18 protein-coding genes and 1 pseudogene are annotated in these 23,453 nt (G+C 43.8%); 14 read left to right on the top strand and 5 right to left on the bottom strand.

All coding sequences use genetic code 11. The annotated features are described in order from the left end of the window. The first annotated feature begins 2 nt into the window (after positions 1-2). Positions 3-1,136, top strand: coding sequence for an efflux RND transporter periplasmic adaptor subunit (locus tag LKX84_RS14755; protein ID WP_228237916.1), 1,134 nt, complete (start codon positions 3-5; stop codon positions 1,134-1,136). Here the strand turns inward: LKX84_RS14755 and feoB are convergent. The 3 genes and pseudogenes from feoB to LKX84_RS14740 all read right to left on the bottom strand — a co-directional run bounded on the left by feoB (position 1,133) and on the right by LKX84_RS14740 (position 5,066). After that, positions 1,133-3,366: pseudogene (gene feoB, locus LKX84_RS14750) on the bottom strand (ferrous iron transport protein B). The gene LKX84_RS14755 and the pseudogene feoB sit on opposite strands and share 4 nt — an antisense overlap. Next, on the bottom strand, positions 3,350-4,393 hold the full coding sequence (locus LKX84_RS14745) for a metal-dependent transcriptional regulator (RefSeq protein WP_228237915.1): 1,044 nt from the start codon (positions 4,391-4,393) through the stop codon (positions 3,350-3,352). Before LKX84_RS14745 ends, feoB begins: the two are co-directional and overlap by 17 nt. A gap of 25 nt (positions 4,394-4,418) precedes the next feature. Continuing rightward, positions 4,419-5,066: a metal-dependent transcriptional regulator gene (locus LKX84_RS14740; protein WP_228237914.1), complete on the bottom strand. Its 648-nt coding sequence runs from the start codon at positions 5,064-5,066 to the stop codon at positions 4,419-4,421. 81 nt (positions 5,067-5,147) lie between these two features. On the opposite strand from LKX84_RS14740, the gene LKX84_RS14735 reads away from it, so the two are divergent. The 5 genes from LKX84_RS14735 to LKX84_RS14715 all read left to right on the top strand — a co-directional run bounded on the left by LKX84_RS14735 (position 5,148) and on the right by LKX84_RS14715 (position 11,854). Further along, positions 5,148-7,418: a TonB-dependent receptor gene (locus LKX84_RS14735; protein ID WP_228237913.1), complete on the top strand. Its 2,271-nt coding sequence runs from the start codon at positions 5,148-5,150 to the stop codon at positions 7,416-7,418. Positions 7,419-7,468: 50 nt separating this feature from the next. Continuing rightward, positions 7,469-7,963, top strand: a complete 495-nt coding sequence (locus LKX84_RS14730) for a DinB family protein (RefSeq protein ID WP_228237912.1) — start codon at positions 7,469-7,471, stop codon at positions 7,961-7,963. Positions 7,964-8,187: 224 nt separating this feature from the next. Beyond that, positions 8,188-9,054: an inositol oxygenase gene (locus LKX84_RS14725; protein ID WP_228237911.1), complete on the top strand. Its 867-nt coding sequence runs from the start codon at positions 8,188-8,190 to the stop codon at positions 9,052-9,054. Between the two features lie 3 nt (positions 9,055-9,057). After that, positions 9,058-10,662 carry a solute:sodium symporter family transporter gene (locus LKX84_RS14720; protein ID WP_228237910.1) on the top strand — a complete coding sequence of 535 codons (1,605 nt, stop codon included), beginning with the start codon at positions 9,058-9,060 and terminating at the stop codon, positions 10,660-10,662. 49 nt (positions 10,663-10,711) lie between these two features. Further along, positions 10,712-11,854: a lycopene cyclase family protein gene (locus LKX84_RS14715; RefSeq protein ID WP_228237909.1), complete on the top strand. Its 1,143-nt coding sequence runs from the start codon at positions 10,712-10,714 to the stop codon at positions 11,852-11,854. Here the strand turns inward: LKX84_RS14715 and LKX84_RS14710 are convergent. Continuing rightward, entirely contained in the window at positions 11,851-12,834 is a 984-nt protein-coding gene (locus tag LKX84_RS14710) for a polyprenyl synthetase family protein (RefSeq protein ID WP_228237908.1), read from the bottom strand. The two genes, LKX84_RS14715 and LKX84_RS14710, sit on opposite strands and share 4 nt — an antisense overlap. 178 nt (positions 12,835-13,012) lie before the next feature. On the opposite strand from LKX84_RS14710, the gene LKX84_RS14705 reads away from it, so the two are divergent. The 7 genes from LKX84_RS14705 (at position 13,013) to LKX84_RS14675 (ending at position 20,883) form a co-directional block, all read left to right on the top strand. Further along, on the top strand, positions 13,013-13,561 hold the full coding sequence (locus LKX84_RS14705; protein ID WP_228237907.1) for an RNA polymerase sigma factor: 549 nt from the start codon (positions 13,013-13,015) through the stop codon (positions 13,559-13,561). Further along, positions 13,551-13,973: a hypothetical protein gene (locus tag LKX84_RS14700; RefSeq protein ID WP_228237906.1), complete on the top strand. Its 423-nt coding sequence runs from the start codon at positions 13,551-13,553 to the stop codon at positions 13,971-13,973. Before LKX84_RS14705 ends, LKX84_RS14700 begins: the two co-directional genes overlap by 11 nt. Continuing rightward, the gene (locus tag LKX84_RS14695) at positions 13,960-14,103 is read left to right on the top strand and encodes a hypothetical protein (RefSeq protein ID WP_228237905.1); all 144 of its coding nucleotides are present in this window, start codon (positions 13,960-13,962) and stop codon (positions 14,101-14,103) included. Before LKX84_RS14700 ends, LKX84_RS14695 begins: the two co-directional genes overlap by 14 nt. A 90-nt stretch (positions 14,104-14,193) precedes the next feature. After that, positions 14,194-14,799 carry a TetR/AcrR family transcriptional regulator gene (locus LKX84_RS14690; protein WP_228237904.1) on the top strand — a complete coding sequence of 202 codons (606 nt, stop codon included), beginning with the start codon at positions 14,194-14,196 and terminating at the stop codon, positions 14,797-14,799. Beyond that, entirely contained in the window at positions 14,800-16,131 is a 1,332-nt protein-coding gene (locus LKX84_RS14685) for a TolC family protein (protein ID WP_228237903.1), read from the top strand. Between the two features lie 23 nt (positions 16,132-16,154). Further along, positions 16,155-17,330, top strand: coding sequence for an efflux RND transporter periplasmic adaptor subunit (locus LKX84_RS14680; protein ID WP_228237902.1), 1,176 nt, complete (start codon positions 16,155-16,157; stop codon positions 17,328-17,330). Between the two features lie 46 nt (positions 17,331-17,376). Then, positions 17,377-20,883, top strand: coding sequence for an efflux RND transporter permease subunit (locus LKX84_RS14675; protein ID WP_410548885.1), 3,507 nt, complete (start codon positions 17,377-17,379; stop codon positions 20,881-20,883). 73 nt (positions 20,884-20,956) lie between these two features. On the opposite strand, the gene LKX84_RS14670 is transcribed toward LKX84_RS14675, so the two are convergent. Continuing rightward, the gene (locus LKX84_RS14670; RefSeq protein WP_228237900.1) at positions 20,957-21,307 is read right to left on the bottom strand and encodes a toxin-antitoxin system YwqK family antitoxin; all 351 of its coding nucleotides are present in this window, start codon (positions 21,305-21,307) and stop codon (positions 20,957-20,959) included. Between the two features lie 376 nt (positions 21,308-21,683). On the opposite strand from LKX84_RS14670, the gene aspS reads away from it, so the two are divergent. Continuing rightward, positions 21,684-23,429 carry an aspartate--tRNA ligase gene (gene aspS, locus LKX84_RS14665; RefSeq protein WP_228237899.1) on the top strand — a complete coding sequence of 582 codons (1,746 nt, stop codon included), beginning with the start codon at positions 21,684-21,686 and terminating at the stop codon, positions 23,427-23,429. The last annotated feature ends 24 nt before the right edge of the window (positions 23,430-23,453 follow it).

Here is a 23,453-nt window from a genome sequence, read left to right as displayed (position 1 = left end):
CAATGAAAAATATCATCTATAGCTACGCCACCGTTTTCCTTTTATTGATGACAGCCTGTGGCAACAAAAACAACGAAAACAGCACTTCCGAAGCCGAAACGGAATCGAACGCCATTGTAGTGACCCAAGACCAATTTTCCGCCAACAATTTTGTTTTGGGCGGTTTGGAAGAAAGAAGCTTTCCTGATGTAGTGGAAACTTCGGGAATGATCGATGTACCACCTGAAAATAGGGCCAGTGTAATGGCCTTTATGGGCGGATTCGTAAAAAAAACACCGCTTTTAATTGGCGACAAGGTGAAAAAAGGACAACTTTTGGTGACCTTGGAAAACCAAGAATTTGTGCAAATGCAACAGGAATATCTTCAGGTGTACAACCAACTGGATTTTTTGAAAGCCGAATTCGAGCGAAACCAAACCTTGTACGATGAAAAAATCGCTTCGCAAAAGAATTTCCTTCAAGCCAAAAGCAACTATGAAACCGCCAAGGCCAAATACCAAGGATTAAGGGAGCAATTGCAAATGCTCCATATTTCGCCCAGTCAAGTAGAAAAAGGGGCTATTACTTCATTGGCCAACATTTATGCCCCTATTTCAGGTAGTGTTACACAAACGAACGTTTCCATGGGGAGTTATGTGTCACCTGCCAGTAAAATTTTGGAAATCATCAACAATGAGCATGTGCACTTGGAACTTACGGTTTTTGAAAAGGATATTTTGAAAGTGAAAAAAGGACAAAAAATCGAGTTTACCATTCCAGAAGCATCCAACGAAACCTTTAAGGCCGAAGTATATTTGGTGGGTGCCTCCATTGATGATGCCAAAAGAACCATAAAAGTACATGGCCATCTGGAAAATGAGGATCATACCGGATTTTTACCGGGCATGTTCGTGAATGCCATGATCATGACCGATACCAAAAAGGCCATGTCCCTTCCAGAAGATGCGGTCATTGAATCCGAAGGATCATCGTACGTGCTAAAATTGATTTCCCAAAATGCGGAGAGCTACACTTTTGAGAAAGTCCATGTAACCCAAGGCAATAATTTTGGTGGTTTCACCGAAATAAGCTCGGAAGACCTCAAGCAAGGCGATCAATTTTTGCTCAAAGGTGTTTTTGATCTGATCGGCGGTTAAAATTCAAATCCCCAAGCAAACAAATACCATAATTGGGCCGTAAAAAAGCAGACCACAAATCCCAACACAATGGGCAAAAGAGTAGCAATTAGAGTCCATTTGGCACTTTTGGTCTCTTTGTAAATAGTATAAATAGTAGTGGAACAGGGGTTGTGCAGCAAGCTGAACAGCATCAGGTTGATTCCGGTGAGCAATGTCCAACCCCCTGCCCTCAATATGCTTTCTGTACTGGTGATGGAATCCAGTTCGAACATGACCCCTGAGCCCTCACCGACCCCGGACATCCCTGTCACCAACACGGTAAGCATCAAAATGGTTGGGATTACGATTTCGTTGGCTGGAATGGCAATGATATAGGCCAATAAAATGACTCCGTTCAACCCAAAGACCACAGCAAACGGGTTGGACCAATCAATGAAGTGCTCGGCCAAGCTCAATCCACCTATATGGATGTTGGAAACCAACCAAATCACCATTCCCGCTGGAACGGCAAAAACCACTGCCCTCCACAACACGAACAAAGTTCTATCAATCAATGAAGTATACAAGGTTTGAAGTACCCTTGGCGGACGATAAGGCGGCAATTCCAAACTGAAGGTAGAAGCTTCGCCTTTCAACACGGAACGACTTAAACCCCAAGAAACAATCAAACTGAAGGCGATACCCAGAACCGCAATACCTACCACCGCCCCTGTGGAAACCAAGCCGGCCCAAAATGGGGATACCATTCCTCCGATGAAAATGGTGGCAATCAAAATCTGAGTTGGCCATCGACCATTGCAAAGCGAAAAGTTATTGGTGATAATGGCAATCAATCGTTCCCTTGGGCTATCGATGACCCTTGCGGCGATAACACCCGCAGCGTTGCATCCAAATCCCATACTCATGGTAAGGGCTTGCTTTCCGTGTGCCCCAGCTTTTCGGAACAAACTGTCCATATTGAAGGCTACCCTGGGCAAATACCCCAAGTCTTCCAAAAGGGTGAACAAAGGAAAAAATATGGCCATTGGCGGTAACATTACGGAAATGACCCAGGCCATGGCCAAATAGGCCCCATCGATCAAAAGTCCGGATAACCACCATGGCATAAAACTGTCCGCTCCACTTTTCAGGATGGGGTGCAGCGTATCTACCAACAAAGAAGCCAAAAGTCCGGATGGGTAATTGGCGCCAGAAATGGTGACCCAAAACACCACGGCCAAGAGCACGAACATGATCGGAAATCCCGACCATCGGCTGGTCACGATCTTATCGATCTTTCTATCTAAACTGAAAGCCGGTTTATCCCCATCCATGGAAACCGTTTTGCGCGCAATCTGTGCCGCATCGGCGTATAAGGAAGAAACGATCTTATCATGGATGCCCATGCCCAATTCCCATTTCAGGTTGTTGGCCATCCCCAAAATTTCTTCCGTATTTTTTGTTTTGTTTTGCTCCATCATATCGCAATTGGGGTTTCATTCTCTACCAATCCATCCAAAATGCCATTCTGTAATGCCTCGATGATGCTCTGGTCTCCTTCCAACAAACGTAAGGCCACCCATTCCGCATTGGGCAAACCCGGATAGGTTTCCCTTAATTTTTTAGATAAGGTATCAATGGCATGTTTTAATTGGGGTGTATGGTTTCTAACGCGATGTGGCTTACAGATGTATTTGCCCGAGGCCACTTCAGCAATCATGGCCACCAATTCGTCCATACCATCTCGCCTTCGCGCCGAAGTGGGAATCACTGGAATCCCCAATTCCCTAGTAAGCTCACGCACATCGATTTCTACATGGTTACGTTTGGCTTCATCCATCAAGTTTAGACATAAAATGGCCCTATCGGTGATTTCCAAAATTTGCAGTACGAGATTCAAGTTCCTCTCCAAACGGGTAGCATCAGCAACGATCACGGTAACATCCGGACGGCCAAAAAGGATAAAATTTCGGGCCACTTCCTCATCTGTACTGGTGGATAAAAGGGAATAGGTACCCGGAAGGTCCACAATCTTATAATTGTCGTCAGCAAAAGAAAAAGCTCCCTCTGCCCTGCCAACCGTTTTTCCCGGCCAGTTTCCGGTATGTTGTCTTAATCCTGTCAAATTATTGAATACCGTACTTTTCCCTGTATTGGGGTTTCCGGCCAACGCCACAACATAATCTACCTTGTCCATATCAATTCCCAATCGGACGAGGTTTCCCTTGTGGTGCACCGGACAATTTTCGCAATTAGGCTGACTGCTCATGTTGTTCTTTTTTAATGTTATTGATGAAAATCAGGTTGGCCTGATCTTTTCTGATGGCGATGGTGGTTCCCAAAATGCGGTACCCCACAGGGTCTCCCGAGGCACTCCGAAGCTCAGCGGTTATCGAGTTACCCGGAACAATCCCAAAATCCATCAACCTTCTTCTTTGTAAACCACGACAGTAAGATGAAATGCCCACTATATTGGCGGTTTCATCAGGTTGAAGTTCGGATAAACGCTGGTAGCCCTCCTGAATCGGCTCTGCCTTTGGAAGCGGCTGAACCGTAATGGCAGAGGCAAAAAGCGGCGTAAGCACACATTCGTTCCCATCGGCGGCAAATGTGATTTTTCCCTGTTGTACATCCAATTGATAGACCTGCATGCCGGGGTATAGACCAAGGGCCGAAAGTTGTTCAAAAATATAATGGGGCTCGTCCTCAATATGCACAATTTGGGCCACTTCCCCTTCCTTTAAACTACTTAAGGGCCGTCCCAAAAACGGTGGAATTTCCCCTTCCGTGGAAGGAATGGGGTCACCATGGGGGTCAAAGGCCGGGTTACCCATGCGAGCCGCAATCCTATTGGCTTCTTCCAAGGACAATTGGTGTTCTTGAATGTCGGCCTCCCCATGCCAATCCATATGTTGTACCCCTGTCTCGTCTGCCAAGAAGCGTTCCCAAATTCTGTGTACCCGTACAATGCGAAGCGCATAGGATTTTCCGGTATCGGTAAGGTGAATGTTATGTCCTTCAAAAACTACAAGGCCCATATCTTTCAAGTGGGCCATCAGTTTTGCCATTTGATCGGCACTGATGTTCAGGTTGCCCGCGGCACTGTTCAAGTTGCATGCAATGCCCTTATATTCACAATCAAACAAGTATTTCAAAGTGTCTTCCAACAGAACGCGTTGGGAACTCATCCGTACTTTTCCCAAACGGGCCAACAATCCTTTTTTGGGCCAGAACACCCAAATAAGGATCCCAACGGCCACCAATCCCAAAACCAAGGCCAATACTGGTTGTTCCATTGCTATATTGGATTAATTGTTCGTTTCATTTTAAATAGATGTTACAGGCAATCTGATGCGAAACGGTATGTTCCCGTTCCCCAATCTTTAAGTGAAGGGAACCATCGAACGCCTCTTTTCCTAAAATTTGGATCGGCTTACCAATGGATATCTCATGTTTATCCAGATATTGCAAAAAGGCCGAAGAACTGTCCTTTACCCCTACACAAATACCATGGGCACCAACGGGCAGTTCGCTCAACAAATCCTTATTATGTTCCTGGAATTCACCGTTCTTTCCTGGAATGGGATCACCATGGGGGTCGTATTTAGGGAACTTGAGCAATTGGTCCAACTTATCGATCAATTTTTCACTTTTAATGTGCTCCAACTGTTCCGCCACTTCATGTACCTCATCCCAAGCAAAATCAAGCTTCTCCACTAGAAAAGTTTCCCAAAGCCTGTGTTTCCGAACAATGGAAAGGGCGGTTTTAACCCCTGCATCCGTGAGGGAAATCCCCTGGTATTTTTTATAGTTCACCAGGCCTTTCTCTGCCAATTTCTTGGCCATATCCGTAACAGAGGATGGTTTGGTCTCCATCTGCTCCGCAATGGCATTGGTGTTTATGGAACCTTCATCCCCGCTTCCCAAATGGAAAATTGTTTTAAGGTAGTTCTCCTCTGATCGGGTCATCTCAATTTAATTTTATCAAAAATACATTTTTTATTTATAAAAAACTATTTTTAGATTTGTCTAAATTTAATTTTATATAAATTGAAAACCATTCGTAAACATATTGCCCTCCTTTGGATTTCCTTAGTGAGCAGTTGTTGTTTCGCACAGTCGGGATCGATAACGGGGAAAGTAACGGAGAATGGACAACCCCTGCCTTTTGTGAACATCACGATCAAAAACAGTCAACTTGGGACTTCTTCGGATGAAAACGGGAATTTTACTTTGTCCAATATTTCGGCTGGGGAGCACTTGCTTTTGGCTTCAGCATTGGGGTTTGTTTCCTTTTCAAAATCCATGAACATAACCGAAGGCCAATCCGCAACCCTCGGTATTGAGATGATTCCTTCGGCACAAAGTTTAAACGAGACCGTGGTTACAGGAACCCTAAAACCTGTAAGCCGATTGGAGAGTCCCGTTCCCGTGGAAGTCTATTCGCCAACGTTTTTAAAAAAGAACCCCACCGCCAGTGTTTTTGATGCCCTTCAAAACGTGAACGGGGTTCGCCCACAAATCAATTGCAATGTGTGCAATACGGGCGATATCCACATTAACGGACTGGAAGGACCTTACACCTTGGTGCTCATAGATGGTATGCCAATTGTAAGTGGTTTAGGCACCGTGTATGGTTTAACGGGCATTCCCAATTCCTTGATTGAACAAGTGGAAATTGTCAAAGGTCCGGCATCTTCATTGTATGGCAGTGAAGCTGTTGGCGGTTTAATCAACATCATCACCAAAAACACCTTGAGTGCCCCGGAGTTTTTTGCCGATGGTTTTGTGACCGGATGGGGAGAATATAATCTGGATGTGGGAAGTAAATTCAACTTGGGGAAAAAATCGGATGTGCTTTTTGGAATCAATTACTTCAACTACAACCAACCCATAGACAACAATGGCGACAATTTTACCGACTTAACCCTACAAGACCGCATTTCCATCTTTCAGAAATGGGATTTTGAGCGCCAGGAGTCCCGAATTTTCTCTTTAGCGGGCCGGTTTTTTTATGAAGACCGATGGGGCGGAGAAATGCAATGGACTCCAGAATATCGGGGTGGTGATGACATTTATGGCGAAAGCATCTATACTCGGCGTTGGGAGGTTTTGGGAAAATATCAATTGCCCATGGATGAAAAAATGTTGCTTTCTTTCTCCTACAATGACCACAACCAAAACTCGGTTTATGGCAATACCCAATATTTGGCGGACCAGCGTATCGGTTTTGCGCAACTTACCTGGGACAAATCCTTAGGTAAACATGACCTGCTTTTTGGAAGTGCCATTCGCTATAATTATTACAATGACAATACTCCGGCCACTCCATCAGCAGATAACATTTGGATTCCGAGTTTGTTTGCCCAAGACGAGATTGCCATTGCCCCAAAACATTCCTTTTTGACGGGAATGCGATATGATTATGACAAAAGGCACGGCAACATTTTTACACCAAGGGCTGCCTACAAGTGGAAAGTATCTTCCAACGACATTTTACGTTTGAACATAGGGACCGGGTTTCGGGTGGTGAACCTTTTTACTGAAGATCATGCTGCCCTTACTGGTGCGCGAGAGGTAGTTATTGCGGAGGAGCTGAAACCAGAACGGTCCTTCAACATAAACCTAAACTACCTGAAAAAAATCTATAGCGACAATGGAACTTTCATCGGTTTTGATGTCTCTGCGTTCTACACCCATTTTTCCAATATCATTTTGCCCGATTACGACACCGACCCCAATCTTATCATTTATGATAACCTAGATGGAAAATCGGTTTCTCAGGGTGTCAGTGCCAATGTGGATGTTGCCTTTGCAAACGGACTCAAATTTTTAGTGGGTGCCACTTGGCAGGATGTAAGCAACACTGAAAACGGCATACGCCAACAGCAAATCCTTACCGAAAGCATTACGGCCGCCTGGAATTTGTCGTATACATTTCCCAAACTTCAATTAGCCGTTGACTACACCGGAAATCTGTATGGCCCCATGCGATTGCCCCTTTTGGGCGATTTGGATCCCCGTCGGGAATATTCTCCAACATGGAGTATTCAAAACATTCAATTCACTTATAAGGGAATTCCCGACTTTGAAATGTATGCAGGCATCAAAAACCTGTTGGATTGGACTCCAAATCGGGGTAACCCTTTCATCATTGCCCGGGCCAATGACCCTTTCGACAAAAACGTCACTTTTGATGCAAATGGGAATGCCGTTGCCACCGCGGACAATCCGTATGCCCTTACTTTTGATCCAGGATATGTGTATGGCCCCAACCAAGGGATAAGGGGGTTTTTAGGATTGCGGTATACGGTGTTTTAGAATCAGGGTGGATTGGTTATCTTGGATTCCACTTTATTCAAATCATCCTAATGGAAATTACTCAACTTAAATCCATTCTGTGGAGCCAATTCGGGGCAAGCATTGATATGTTGCACAACGCCATTGAGCGTTGTCCGGAAGCCGTTTGGAACAAAGAGAAAAAGTTTTGGTACAATGCCTACCATTGTATCTTCTTTTTGGATTACTATTTGACTTTGGATACTGCAAATTATGCTCCTCCCCCTCCCTTTGACGAATCCGAATTTGAGGACCGAATGCCCGAAAGAACCTATACAAAGGTTGAAGTATTGGATTATCTAAATTTCTGCAGGGATAAATGCAAGACCTTTATCTCAGGATTATCGGAAGATTTAGGTGAGGTATATTGGATCAATCAATCCAAGACCATGGATTACAACGTAATCGAAATCCTATTATACAACATGCGCCATGTTCAGCACCATGCCGCGCAACTGAACCTCATACTTCGTCAAGAAATTGATGACGCCCCTGATTGGGAATTTCAAGTAAAAGATCGCTTATAAATTTAGTTTTTGTCTCTATCCTTACTATTAAATCAGGATATTTCCCTTCATCTTAACATCAGCACAGGACAAAACAGCAATACACAATCACGGTTGAAAAAGCAATTTCTAAAACACCGTTGTCAACCAACTTTGACTATAATATGCTGTTTTATAAGCCATAGATCAAAAAAATTCCTATTTTTATTTTAGCGGGACCGCACATCCCCATTATTTGCACATACATGAAACTAAGCCAACAACAAAAGAAAGAAGCTCATGATATGATGGAGCTTTGGGAAGATAACGTGTTGGAACGTTACCCCGAAAATGCCACAAAATCCAAGGAAGAATTCCGTAATTACGATGATCCTGCTAGGGATACGGTTAGGGAATTCTACAAGATGAACCACACCTATCAGACCTATGATTTTGTGATGGAAAAAGAAAAAGAGTTCCTTTCCCTCAACCGCAGGAAAATGAGCCTTTGGGATGCCGTGGAATACCTGAACACCTTAGTGGACGATTCCGATCCCGATATTGATCTGGACCAGACCCAACACTTGTTGCAGACTTCCGAAGCCATCCGTGCCGACGGACACCCCGATTGGTTTGTTTTGACCGGGTTCTTGCACGATTTGGGCAAGGTGCTTTGCCTTTTTGGCGAACCACAATGGGCCGTAGTCGGTGACACGTTCCCCGTCGGCTGTAAATTCTCGGATAAAATTGTGTATCCAGAATTCTTTAATGCCAACCCGGATAATACCGATGAACGTTTCAACACCAAGCTTGGCGTATACAAGGAAAATTGTGGGTTGAAAAATGTTCATATGTCATGGGGTCATGACGAATACCTTTACCACATCATGAAGGATTATCTGCCTGAAGAAGGTTTGTACATGATCCGCTATCACAGTTTTTATTCCCAACACAGGGAACATGCCTATGATCATTTGATGGATGATCACGATCGGGCTATGTTCAAGTGGGTGGATAAATTCAATCCCTACGATCTATACTCCAAGGCACCCGTAAAACCCAATGTAAAGGAACTACGCCCCTATTATGAGGATCTGGCTTCCAAATATCTGCCCGATACAATTCGGTTTTAGCGGATGGTAGCATTTATTAGTTTTTTTGTGTTCACGGCATTTGTTGCCGCGTACTCCAGTTGGAAATTACGGAAGGACAACTTTTCCACCAAGGATGGTTATTTTTTGGGTGGACGTAGTCTGACAGGTATTGTAATCGCTGGTTCCCTATTGTTGACCAATATTTCCACCGAACATTTGGTGGGCATGAACGGCGATGCCTATAAACACGGTGCCATTATTGTAGCATGGGAAGTGACCTCCGCTTTGGCCTTGGTGGCCGCGGCCCTGTATTTTGCGCCTCGCTATCTACAAATGGGTCTCACCACCATCCCAGAGTTTCTGGAAAAGCGTTTTGATGGATTGACCAGGACCATTATTGCCTTTTTGCTTATCATTTCCTTTGTATCCACTCTTTTGCCCATTGTGTTGTACTCGGGGGCCATAAGCATTGAGCAGATTTTTGATATTTCCGGGTTGTTGGGCATCACCCAGACCGAAGGCCTTTGGTTAACCGTAATTGTAGTGGGGTTCATCGGTGCCGTTTATGCCATTTTTGGTGGATTGAAAATGGTCGCTTATACCGATACCATCAACGGTTTTGGACTGTTGATAGCCGGAATTTCCATTCCGTTATTGGCTTTGTGGAACATTGGGGATGGCAATATTCTGGAAGGACTCCGATTGGTTTTTGAAAAAGCTCCAGAGAAATTCAATGTGGTCAGTGATGAAGTTTCTGTGGGTCCAGGCTCCAGGGATGCCATCATGCCCTTTGGCGTATTGTTTACGGGATTGATCATCAACCAATTGTATTTTTGGACCATGCACCAATCCATCATCCAACGGGTGTTAGGTGCCGTAAGCTTGAAGGAAGCTCAAAAAGGATTGTTGTATGCAGGTCTTTTGAAGATTTTGATTCCTTTGATCATTGTTCTCCCCGGCATCATTGCCTTTTATTATTTCAACGATACGTTTTACGATAAGAAGGAATTGGTCTACCCCAGTTTAGTGAAACAAGTATTACCCTTTTGGATGACCGGTTTTTTTGTTGCCGTTTTGATGGGAGCCATTTTGAGTACTTTCAACAGTGCGTTGAACAGTGCAGCTACCATTTTCAGTTTGGGTATTTACAAGCGTTATATCAATAAAAATGCGAACGAAAATAGATTGGTCAAGATCGGTAAATCAACCTCGGCATTGTTGGCCTTGTTTGCCATCGGGATTGCACCTTTTATTGCCCATGCTCCCAGAGGACTCTACCAATTGTTACAGCAGCTGAACGGCATATTCTTCATCCCGATGGCAACCGTTATCTTGGCTGGCTTCTTTTTACCCAAGGTATCCGCCAAAGCGGCCAAAGTGGGGTTGGTGTTTGGATTGTTCTTCTATGTGTTCACCAATTTTATCTGGCAGGTAGATATGCACTACGTCCATATTTGGGGCATTGAATTTGTTCTCAATATTATCGTCATGCTTTTGGTCTCAAAATTCTATCCAAGGACCAATTCCTTCAGCATTACAAACATTGGTGTGGTGGATGTTACCCAATGGAAATATGCCAAAGGTTTCAGCATATTTTTGGTGGTGGCCACCCTAGCAGTTTACATTTTATTGGGTCAAGTAGGATAGTTCCAAAACTTGATCCCCAACTACGGCTTTCAATGTGTATTTTTACGCCATGACCCAATTCGACTACATTATAGTGGGTGCCGGTGCAGCTGGACTTTTATTGGCCGATGCCATGGGAAGTGATGCTTTCTTTTCCAATAAATCCATTTTAATATTGGAAAAAGAACCTAAAAACCAGAACGACCGTACTTGGTGTTTTTGGGAAAAAGGAGAGGGTCAGTTTGATTTTTTGATACACCAATCATGGGACCAAATTCATATTGCAGGGAAAGATCTGGAATTACAAACATCTATTGCCCCGTACACTTACAAAATGGTTCGAGGGATTGATTTTTACCAGCACTTCGTTCCCAAGATAAAAGCATATCCCAATATCACTTGGAATCAGGAAGCAGTACAGTACATTAATGAGGAAAATGGTCGAGTCATCGTCACCACGGAACACTCAAACTATATTGGTGATTATGTTTTTTCAAGTCTTTACGACAAGGAAGAAGTTACCCAACAAAAAAAGTATCCCCTACTGCAGCAACACTTCTTGGGATGGACAATAAAAACCAACCGTTCGGTTTTTAAATCGGACACGGCCACTTTTATGGACTTTTCCATTCCCCAAAACGGCAATACCCGGTTTATGTACGTACTTCCCTTTTCAGAAACCAAAGCATTGGTGGAATATACCTTGTTTTCAGAACATCTTCTGGAAAAAGAAGCGTATGAAGAAGCCATCAAAAATTATATCGAAGAGCAGTTTCCAGACACTACTTATACTATTCAGGAAAAGGAATTCGGAACCATTCCAATGACCTGCTATCCTTTTCATCAAAAAAATACCAATCGGATTTTTCATATCGGAATTGCAGGCGGATGGGCCAAATCCAGTACCGGTTTTACCTTTTTAAACACGAGTAAACAGATTATAAAATTGGTGGAGCATTTGAAAATGGAAAAGCCACTTTCTAAATTCCATCAAAAAAGCAGGTTTGGGTTTTACGATATGCTTTTGTTGGACATTCTGTACAAAAACAATCATTTGGGAGCGTCCATTTTTACCTCTCTTTTCAAACAAAGAAAAGCATCTCTGATCCTGAAATTTTTGGCTAATGAAACCAATCTATGGGAAGAACTGCAGATTGTAATGGCGCCAAAACCGATGCCCTTCATCAAAGCATTGGTCAACCGGATTTTTTAAACGGTACGTTGCATCAAGCTTTCCCCAAATTGCCTTAAAATTTGTTTGCTTGCTTCTGGCAAATTCAGTTCATCCAAAGTTTTGTAAGCTTTTTGCGTGTAAGATTCAATTTCGCTTTTGGCATCCTCAACCGCCCCACTTTCCATAAAAATCGATTTTACGGCCTGCACCTTGGTGGTCGGGTCTTCGGGTTTAATGGAATACAGATGCAACAGGCTTTCCCGATCTTGTTGGGTTGCCCTTTCCAAAGAGCGCAAATACAAAAAGGTCTTTTTGTTCTCCATAATGTCCCCTCCAACCTGTTTTCCAAAAGTCTCGGGATCTCCAAAGGCATCCAAATAATCATCCTGCAACTGAAAGGCAATCCCTAGGTTACGACCGAATTCGTAAATAGCAGTTGCTTCCTTTTCCGGGGCCTTGGCAATGATCGCCCCCATTTTCATGGCAGCCGCCACCAATACCGAGGTCTTGTATTCTATCATTTTAAGATATTCGGGGATGGTGACATCGTCCCTCGTCTCAAAATCCACATCGTATTGTTGGCCCTCACAAACTTCGATGGCAGTTTTGCTAAAAAGCTTGGTGAGTTCCATGAACATTTCCTTAGGGTAACTTTCAAAAAATTGATAGGAAAGGATCAACATGGCATCTCCCGATAAAATTCCGGTATTGATGTCCCATCTTTCATGCACGGTAACCTTTCCGCGGCGCAAAGGGGCATCATCCATAATATCATCATGCACCAGGGAAAAATTGTGGAACATTTCAATGGCCAATGCGGCATCCAGGGCTTCTTCCACCTTCCCGCCAAAAAGTTCCGTGGTCATTAACGTTAAAATGGGCCTAAGTCGTTTTCCACCCAATCCTAAAATATAATGAACCGGATCGTAAAGGTTTTTCGGTTCGGTAAACTGCGACCTTTTTTCTAAATGGGCCAAAAATGGTCCTTTGTACCTGTCGATGAATTCAGTTTTTGCCATAGCGTCAAAAATACATGCAAAAAATCAAAAAATGGCGGCGACCCTAATGAATACTTCGCGTTTGTAAGCATCCTAAAGCTGAAAACAGCATCCCTTAAAAAAATTTTGCTCCAAAAATGCAATAGATTTGAAATCCTTCGTCTCTATAGTTGAAGACAGCAACCAGTCCAATTGATCAATGGCAGCCAAAACGGAAAACCATAATAACCTCACTACTTTTTTCAACGACGAGTATGGATCGTTGAGATCATATGTGCAGTCCAAGATCCGGGATACCTCGGAGCGGGATGCCGAGGATATTGTGCAGGATGTTGCCCTTCGGATTTTTTCGCGGCCGGATGATGCCATTCCCATTACCAACGTTGGGGGATTTGTGTACAACGCCATACGAAACAGGATCATTGATATTATGCGGGGGAAAAAGGAAAGAAAGCTCCCCAGCGACGAAATCGACAAACAGTGGCAAGAATTTGCGGAACTGTTCTATGGCGATGCGGACAACAGTTATTCCCTGGAAATGGAAACGGCCCTAAAAAATGCAGTTGCCGACCTGAAGCCTGCCTACAGGGACATCATCATAGCTGTGGATTTTGAAGGATATACCTATAAAGAAATAGCCGAACAGACCGGAATATCCCCTGGAACATTGATGTCCAGAAGGCACCGGGCCATGTCGGAATTATCAAAAATATTGGAAAACTTAAAAGAGTTTAATTATGGAACGTAAAAACGAATTTGAAAGAAATATGGAAAGAAATATGGGCCATTATGTAAAAAAAGTGGTCAAGGTAATCGCCATGATCGTATTTGGGGGAATTCTCTTCCTTTTGGCCAACTACGTGCTCATGCAGTTATGGAACTGGTTGATGCCCGATATTTTCGGACTGGGCACCATAACCTTTTGGCAGGCAATCGGCATCTTTGTCCTTGCCAAGCTCCTCTTCGGATTTGGCGGTGGTGGAAAAAAAGGTGGCGGACCTCGTCACAAAAGAAGGTTTAATGCGTCAAACCGATGTGGAACTATGCGTAGGGATTTTAAAGAGTGGCAGCATTACGACCAATTTTGGAAAGAAGAAGGGCAACAAGCCTTTAAGTCTTATGTGGAACGAATCAAAAACGAAAATCATGATACAGAGTAAAAAGAACATTTTAAAGGAAAGATACCTCCATAGGTACAGGCCTTTTTATTGGAGTTTGGGCAATTTGGGCGTGAATTTGACCAGGTCGGAAGACCTAGTTCCCCAATTGGTATTGAACAAATCCAATTAAACCAAACATTTAAGCCCTCGTTAAAAAAATGTAAAACCACGGAAACTTTTTTTGTTTTTAAAGTTTCCGTGGTTACATTTGCCGCTCATTATGAGGGAGAAGATCATACAAAAAGCAGCTGAAATGTTCTTGAACCTTGGTTTCAAGAGTGTTACCATGGACGATTTGGCCAATGAAATGGGGATTTCCAAAAAAACCATTTATTCCCATTTCCGAAATAAAACCGAATTGGTCCAGGCAACAACCATGTCCATGTCGGAATTGATCACTTGTGGCATTGATAACATCATTGCGCTTGAAAAAAATCCGATTGAGGAACTTTATGAAATCAAAAGGTTTGTAATGGTACATCTGAAAGATGAAAAATCATCACCATTGTACCAATTGCAGAAATATTATCCGAAGATCCATGGAGCGTTGAAGGAAATACAGTTTGAATGTACACACCGCTGTGTGGCCGAAAACGTGAAGAGGGGAATCGAAATGGGCATTTACCGTGAAAACCTGGATGTGGAATTTGTGTCGCGCATTTATTTTTCTGGCGTCATGAGCATCAAGGACAATAGCATTTTCCCAACGGAAATTTTCAGCAAGGCCCAGTTACTGGATTATTATCTCGAATATCACCTTAGGGGCATTGTAACCCCAAAGGGTAGGAAAATACTAAACTCAATCATCAATTCAAACCAAGAATAAATGCGAACAACCCTAATCAGTCTAATGTTACTATTGCCCTGGTTGGCTTCGTCCCAGGATACCATACCAAGCTTCAGTTTGGATGGTGCCATAGCCTACGCCCTAGAGCACAACTATAGCGCCATCAATGCCTCACGCGACCTTGTGGATGCCCAAAAACAGAAATGGGAAACCATTGCCACGGGCCTACCCCAGATCACTGGAGCGGTCAGCTATCAGAACCAATTGAAGCAACCGGTATCCCAGATTCCCGCGGAATTTTTCGGGGGTGAACCGGGCACCTATCAAGAAGTGGTATTTGGTCAAAAGCAATCCATGACAGCCACAGCCACTTTAAGACAACAAATCTTCGATGGATCATACATTGTTGGGGTACAGGCAACCAAAACATTTTTGGAATACAGCCAGAACAGCATGGAGAAAACCGAGTTAGAGGTGCGAAAATCCGTGGTGGAAGCCTACGGCAATGTCTTATTGGCCCAGGAAAGTGTGCAGATTTCCGAAAGGAACAAAGCCACTTTGGAAAAGAACCTTTATGAGACCAAACGCATTTACGAGAACGGTCTGGGGGACGAGGAAAGTGTGGACCAATTGCAGATTACGCTTTCCTCAGTGGACAACCAATTGAAGAATGCCAAGCGTTTGGAACTGATAACGCTTCAGATGCTCAATTTGGTTTTGGGATTGCCTATTGAAACGCCCACTGTTTTGACCGAAAACTTGGATGATCTTACCCAACGTCAAATAGACCTTGGTCTGTTGGACAGTGAATTCACCATTGAAAACAATGTGGACTACAAAATGGCCTTGAACCTGAACGAGCAAAGAGCCCTTGAACTAAAATTGGCAAAAAGCTATGCCCTGCCCACTTTGAATGCGTTTGTAAATTACGGCGGCAACTCTTTCAGCAACGATTTCTCTTTCTTGAACAGTGGACAACAATGGTTCGGTTCCTCTATTTTGGGAGTAGACCTGAACATCCCCATTTTTAGTTCATTCAAGAGAAGTGCCAGCACCCAACGAGCCAAAATTGCGCTGGACAAGGCCAAAACGCAATTTACAGAGGCTCAGGCCCAGATCAGACTTCAATTGGAAAGTGCCAAGAGCGATTACATCCTTGCCATTGAGCAGTACGGTACTTTCAAGGAAAATTTGGAACTGGCAGAACGTATCGAAAAGAAAAACCAAATTAAATATGCCGAAGGTCTTGCCACCAGCTTTGACCTAAGACAGGCCCAAACACAGTTGTACACCAGTCAACAAGAATATCTACAATCCATGGTAGATGTCATCAACAAGAAAACCGAACTGGAAACCATATTAAACAAATGATCACAAAAGAAAACCATTCCATCATGAAAAAAACTATATATATAACACTAACTGCAGCGGTCCTGGCTTCATGTGGCGGCACAAGTACCAAATCTTTGGAGAAAGTCATCGCAAGCAACGACATTGAAGCCATCCGTGCCAAGCATGTGGAAATTTCCAAAGAGCACAAAGCTCTGGAAATGCAGCTGAATTCCTTGGATTCCGTCATCGCGTTGTTGGACGATTCCGCCAAATTACCTTTGGTAACCACCATTCAAGTACAACCCAAAAAGTTCGATCACTATTTGGAACTTCAAGGGGATGTGATGACCAAACAGAACGTACTCATCTATCCAGAAATGGCCGGTACCCTGAACCATGTCTATGTAAAAGAAGGCCAAAAAGTGGCCAAAGGTCAGATTTTGGCCAGCATAGACGATGGTGGTCTATCCAGTCAATTGGCCCAACTCAGGACCCAGGCGGAATTGAGCAAGACCACATTTGAACGCCAAAAAAGACTTTGGGAACAGAACATCGGTTCCGAAATACAGTACCTACAGGCCAAAACTACATATGAGGCCCAACAAAGTGCCGTGAAACAAATGGAAAGCCAAGTGGCCAAATCTACCATCAGGGCTCCGTTTGCCGGAATCATTGATGATGTGATCAAAGATCAGGGAACCGTAATCGCGCCAGGTGCAGGATCGGAGGTATTCCGAATCGTGAACCTTTCCAATATGTATGTTGAAGTAGAAGTTCCTGAAAGCCACTTACCCAATGTAACTCCCGGAAAAGATGTGAAAGTATTCTTCCCGGTGTTGGGTGACAGTGTTGCCACAAAAATTAGGGAAACCGGAAACTTCATCAATCCGAGCAACCGCTCGTTCACTGCAGAAATTCCAGTGCCTAGCCATGATGGCAAGATCAAACCGAACCTTACGGCAAGGGTAATGATCAACGACTATACCAGCGAAGATGCCATTCTTATCCCGCAGAGTATCCTTTCAGAAAATGCAGATGGGGAACAGTATGTGTACTTGGTCGCCGCTGATTCCATTGAAAATGACCCAGTGGCCAAAAAAGTGGTGATCACCACGGGTAAAACCCAAGGGGATTTTGTGGAAGTGCTATCCGGGATCAACAGTGGTGATGCCATTATTGATGAAGGCGCCCGAAGCGTGAAAGAGGGACAAAAAGTAAAGATCAAAAACATCCAATAATAGGATCCAACGTCTATCAACCATAGACTAAATGACCAAAAAAAATATGAGCAAACAAAAAAAGCAAGTAGATAAGGAGTTCGGTTTGTCCTCTTGGGCCATCGATAACCAAACCACCATGTATGTGTTGATCGTGGTGATCCTTATCCTTGGCGCCATGGCATATTTCAGTATGCCCAGGGAAAGCTTCCCGGAAGTCAAGGAAACCAAAATATATATCAGCTCCCTTTATCCTGGTAATACCGCCGAGGATATTGAAAAATTGATAACGGATCCCTTGGAGGATGAACTGAAAACTGTGAGCAATGTGGTTGAAATTACCTCAACCTCGCAGGAAGATTATTCCATGATCATTGTAGAGTTCGATGAGAACATTTCGGTGGAAGGGGCCCTTCAAAAAGTGAAGGATGAAGTGGATTCCAAGACCGCGGGTGAAGACTGGCCTACCTTTAATGATGCAAAGGTAGAACCCAATGTTTTTGACCTTAGTCTTTCGGAAGAAATGCCCATTCTCAACATCAACATCTCCGGGGATTATCCCGTGGACAAACTCAAGGAGTTCGGGGAATATCTAGAGGATGAGATCGAAGGATTGCAGGAAATCAAACAGGTAGATATCCGTGGTGCCCAAGAAAAAGAGGTGGAAGTGGCCGTGGACATCTACAAAATGATGGCCGCCAAAGTCAGTTTCAATGATGTAATCGGTGCCATCAGCAATGAAAACATGACCATGTCTGCCGGTAACCTGATTGCCAGTGGGCAGCGAAGGACTATCCGGATTGTGGGGGAAATAGATCAACCCAAAGACCTGGAAAATTTCGTGGTCAAGTCAGAAAATGGCAATCCTATTTATCTAAAGGATATTGCAAAGGTGACCTTTAAGGATGAGGACAAGACCACTTATGCAAGGGAATTTGGTGAACCCGTGGTGATGCTCGATGTAAAAAAACGTTCCGGCAAAAACATGGTTGCAGCTGTGGACCAGATCAAGGTCATTGTGGAAGATGCCAAGAAAAATATTTTTCCACAAGACCTGAAAATCACCATCGCCAATGATCAATCTACTCAAACCATTGGTCAGGTTGATGATTTGGTGAACAACATCATCTTCGGTATCATCTTGGTGGTTGGGGTATTGATGTTCTTTTTAGGATTCAAGAATGCCTTGTTCGTAGGATTTGCCATCCCAATGTCCATGTTCATGTCACTAATGATATTGAACGCGTTGGGCTATACCATGAACACCATGATCCTTTTCGGATTGATCATGGGATTGGGTATGTTGGTGGACAATGGTATTGTGGTAGTGGAGAACGTGTACCGTTTGATGGACGAGGAAGGCATGTCCCGAATAGATGCTGCCAAAAAAGGGATCGGTGAAATTGCGTTCCCGATCATCATTTCTACCTTGACCACCGTAGCCGCCTTCGTTCCGCTGGGGCTATGGCCAGGTATCATGGGACAGTTCATGATGTATTTTCCGATAACGCTCTCGGTGGTGTTAGGGTCATCCCTATTCGTGGCCATATTCTTCAACTCGGTATTGGTATCAAGATACATGACCACCGAGGACAAAGAAATGCCGTTAAAGCAGATTATTCGCATAACCTCCATTGTTGCCGCAATTGGATTATTGATCATCTTTTTCGGAGGAAGTTATCGCGGTTTGGGTAGTGTAATGGTACTGACCGCCATAATGTTATGGGCATATCGCTTCTTCTTGAGAGGTTGGGCCAATGGGTTTCAGGAAAAAATCCTTCCCAAATGGGAAAACCTTTATGAAAGGACCCTGCGTTACACCTTGGCTGGCAAAAAACCGGTTTTGATTGCCATCACTACATTGGTTTTACTTTTGATTTCCTTCGTAGGTTTTGGCATTTCTGTGGGAAGCCAAAGAACCAAAGTGGAGTTCTTCCCGGATAACAAACCCAACCAGATCATCGTATATATCGAGTATCCAGAAGGGACCGACATTGCGAAGACCAATAAGATTACCAAGGAAATTGAGCACAAAGTGTACGGCATCATCAATTCGGAAGCCTACATGCATGGGGATTATAACTTCATGACCGAAAGTGCCGTATCCCAAGTGGGTGAAGGTGCCGGAAACCCACAGACCGATGGTGGTTCCGCTGCCGAAATGCCCCACCGAGGTAAGATTACCGCTACCATGCGGGAATTTAAATACCGAGAAGGTGCCGACAGTAACGAACTGCTGAGAAAAGTACAGGAAGCCTTAAAAGATATTTATCCTGGTGTCGCCATTTCTGTGGAAAAAGATGCAGTCGGTCCTCCCGTTGGTTACCCGATTAACATTGAGTTGGAAGGTGATGATTATACCCAGTTGATCAATACTGCCGAAGAGATGCGCAACTTTATCAATACCAAGAACATTCCAGGTATTGATGAGCTCAAAATTGATGTGAACAAATCCAAACCTTCCATGTTGGTGGCCGTAGACCGCAAAAAAGCAGGGGAACTGGGTGTTGCCACCGGTCAGGTAGGTCAGCAATTAAGAAGCTCCGTTTTTGGATCTAAGGCGGGTATTTATAAGGAAAATGGGGAGGATTACGATATCTATGTCCGTTTTAACGAACAAGATCGCTACAATACCAGCGCCCTTTTCAACCAAAGGATCACGTTTAGGGATCCTTCTTCCGGACAGATCAAGGAAGTGCCTGTTTCCGCAGTGACCAAACAAGTGAACAGTACCGGGTTCAACGCTATCAAGCACCGTGATGTACGCCGAGTGGTGACCGTGTATTCCGCTTTGGCTCCAGGGTTTACTGATGCAGGTGCCATTGTAGGCAAGATCCAGGAAGAAATGAACGATTTTGAAAACCTTCCTCCCGGCATCAAGATTGACTATACCGGTCAGATTGAGGAGCAGAACAAGCAGATGGCCTTTTTGATGGGTGCCTTCTTTACCGGATTGGGCTTGATCTTCTTCATTTTGATTTTCCAGTTCAACTCCATTTCCAAACCAGGTATCATCATGCTTGCCATTTTCTTGAGCTTGATCGGGGTGTTTGGCGGATTGGTTGCTACAGGAAGCGCGTTCGTGATCATGATGACCATGATGGGAATCATTTCCCTGGCGGGTATTGTGGTGAACAACGGCGTTGTACTGTTAGATTATACCCAGCTCTTGATCGATAGGAGAAAAGACAAACTTGATATGGACGAGGACGAACTGTTGGAAATGGAAGATTTCACCGAAATCGTAGTAAGAGGCGGTAAGGCCAGGTTGCGTCCTGTATTGTTAACGGCCATCACCACCATTTTGGGATTGATTCCGTTGGCCACTGGTTTCAACATCAACTTCTTCACCTTGATGAGCGAGTTTAACCCGAACATCTATTTTGGTGGGGACAACGTAATATTCTGGGGACCCTTGGCATGGACCGTAATCTACGGATTGTTCGTAGCCACGTTCTTGACCTTGGTTGTGGTGCCCATCCTATTTAGTTTGGTGTACAGGCTTAAAATTAGAATAAGAAAAAGAAAATTAGCAAGGGAGGAAAGCAAAGCAGTTGATGTAACAACTGCTTAACCTCCCAAAAAGGTACCCAATAAAAAAAGCCCCGACCTTGAAAGGTCGGGGCTTTTTTTAAACACTGATTTAATTACTGGTTCACAGAGACGACTTCGCCTTGGCTCCAGTTTTTAACGTTTGCAATTCGGTTGTCGGTAAAATCCACTTCTTTCAATACATCATCTTTCCAGAAGAACCATTTTCCTGTTTTGGTTCCATTTACGTATTGACCTGTAGCTATCTTTTTTCCATCTGTATCGAACATCACCCAATCGCCATGAAGCTTTCCATTCAACATAAAGCCTGTCTGGGCAATTTCTCCATTATCGTGAAAATACGTAGCCTTTACCATTTTACCATCCTTCTCAAAAGTGGGTTTATTATCTTGTGCAGACAAACCTACTGTTAACATCACCGCCAAAAGAAATACTGCTTTTTTCATCACGCTATGGGATTTTAATTGGTTAATACTATTAGACAACGTAACAAATATACATATATTTTACGTTAAATACACTTTTAGGTAACATTTAGTTTACATTAAATTAACCTAAAATATTTACTTTATTGTTAATCAGTTATTTAAATCAAAAAATGAAGGAAATCAGCAAGATCTTAATCCTTATTTAAGGCCTTTAAACATACCATTTTTTACTTTCAATGTAAATTTAATGTTAAGTGAAAGTTAGAAAATCAACGAAAAACACCTGTAACAAAATCCCCTTTACAACGCATTTCATAGCCATCATCAGAAAATAGGTTTATCTAGCAATTAATAGTCAGGTAACTATTAAATTTGCCCTTTCATAAAACACATCATGTACAGAAGTAATACCTGTGGAGCCCTGAGGGCGTCACATATCGGTTCGGAGGTTATTTTAAGTGGTTGGGTGCACAAGGTCAGGGACAAAGGCTTTGTGGTTTGGGTAGACATACGAGATCGTTATGGCATTACCCAATTGGTTTTTGACCAAGACCGCACTCCCGCTGCCCTTCTGGACATGGCCCGCGAGTTGGGACGTGAAACGGTTATTCAGGCTAAAGGACAGGTGATAGAAAGAGCTTCCAAGAACCCCAACATCCCTACGGGCGAGATCGAGGTTTTGGTAAGTGAGCTTAACATTCTCAACAAATCCCTTTTGCCTCCTTTTACTATTGAAGATGATACCGATGGCGGGGAAGATATCCGAATGAAGTTCCGCTATCTGGACATCCGAAGAAACCCGGTAAAAAACAACCTCATCTTTAGGCACAAAGTGAGCATGGAAGTCAGAAAATACCTGACGGACCAAGGCTTTGTGGATGTGGAAACTCCTTATTTGATCAAATCCACCCCCGAAGGTGCCAGGGACTTTTTAGTGCCCAGCCGAATGAACGAGGGTCAATTCTATGCTTTGCCCCAATCCCCCCAAACCTTCAAACAGTTGTTGATGGTGGGCGGCATGGACAAATATTATCAGATCGTGAAATGTTTTAGGGACGAGGATCTCCGTGCCGACAGGCAACCCGAGTTCACCCAGATAGATTGCGAAATGGCCTTTGTGGAGCAAGAGGACATTTTGAACACTTTTGAAGGTTTGACCAAACATTTGTTGAAGGAAATCAAAGGGGTTGAAATTGAAAAATTCCCAAGGATGACCTTTGATGATGCCATGAAACTTTATGGTAACGATAAACCGGATATCCGTTTCGGAATGGTGTTCGGCGAGCTGAATGCCGTGGCCCAACACAAGGATTTTGGAGTGTTCAACTCGGCAGAATTGGTGGTCGGTATTGCTGTACCCGGAGCCGGTGAATATACCCGTAAGGAAATTGATGCCCTAATCGATTGGGTGAAACGTCCACAAGTTGGCGCCAAGGGAATGGTTTATGTGAAATGTAACGAGGACGGCACCTTTAAATCATCCGTGGATAAATTCTACGATGAACGGGATTTGGCCAAATGGGCCGAGGTGACCGGTGCCAAACCTGGCGACCTTATCCTGGTTCTTTCTGGTGATGCCAATCCTACGCGTGCTCAATTGAGTGCCTTGAGAATGGAATTGGCCAACAGAATGGGCTTGAGAAAACCGGATGAATTCGCCCCGCTTTGGGTAGTGGATTTTCCGTTGTTGGAATTGGATGAGGAAACCGGTATTTATCATGCCATGCACCATCCGTTTACATCACCCAAACCTGGGCAGTTGGAGTTATTGGAATCCAACCCCGGTGCCGTGAAGGCCAATGCCTATGATTTGGTCTTGAACGGAAATGAAATTGGTGGTGGTTCCATCAGGATACATGATAAGGAAACCCAGGCTACCATGTTCAAACATTTGGGCTTTACCCCGGAAGAGGCCAAGGCCCAGTTCGGGTTTTTGATGGATGCCTTTCAATATGGGGCTCCACCACACGGTGGAATAGCCTTTGGTCTGGACCGATTGGTGTCTATTTTAGGTGGACAGGAAACCATCCGTGATTTTATTGCCTTCCCTAAAAACAATAGTGGCAGGGATGTGATGATCGATGCCCCTGCAAACATCGACCCAAAACAATTGGACGAATTGCATATAAAATTGACCTAAATCTCATAAATTCAAATCCCGATC

It is taken from the genome of Allomuricauda sp. M10 (assembly GCF_020782875.1).
Taxonomy (GTDB): Bacteria; Bacteroidota; Bacteroidia; order Flavobacteriales; family Flavobacteriaceae; genus Flagellimonas.
This window is presented reverse-complemented; position numbering and strand designations above follow the sequence as displayed.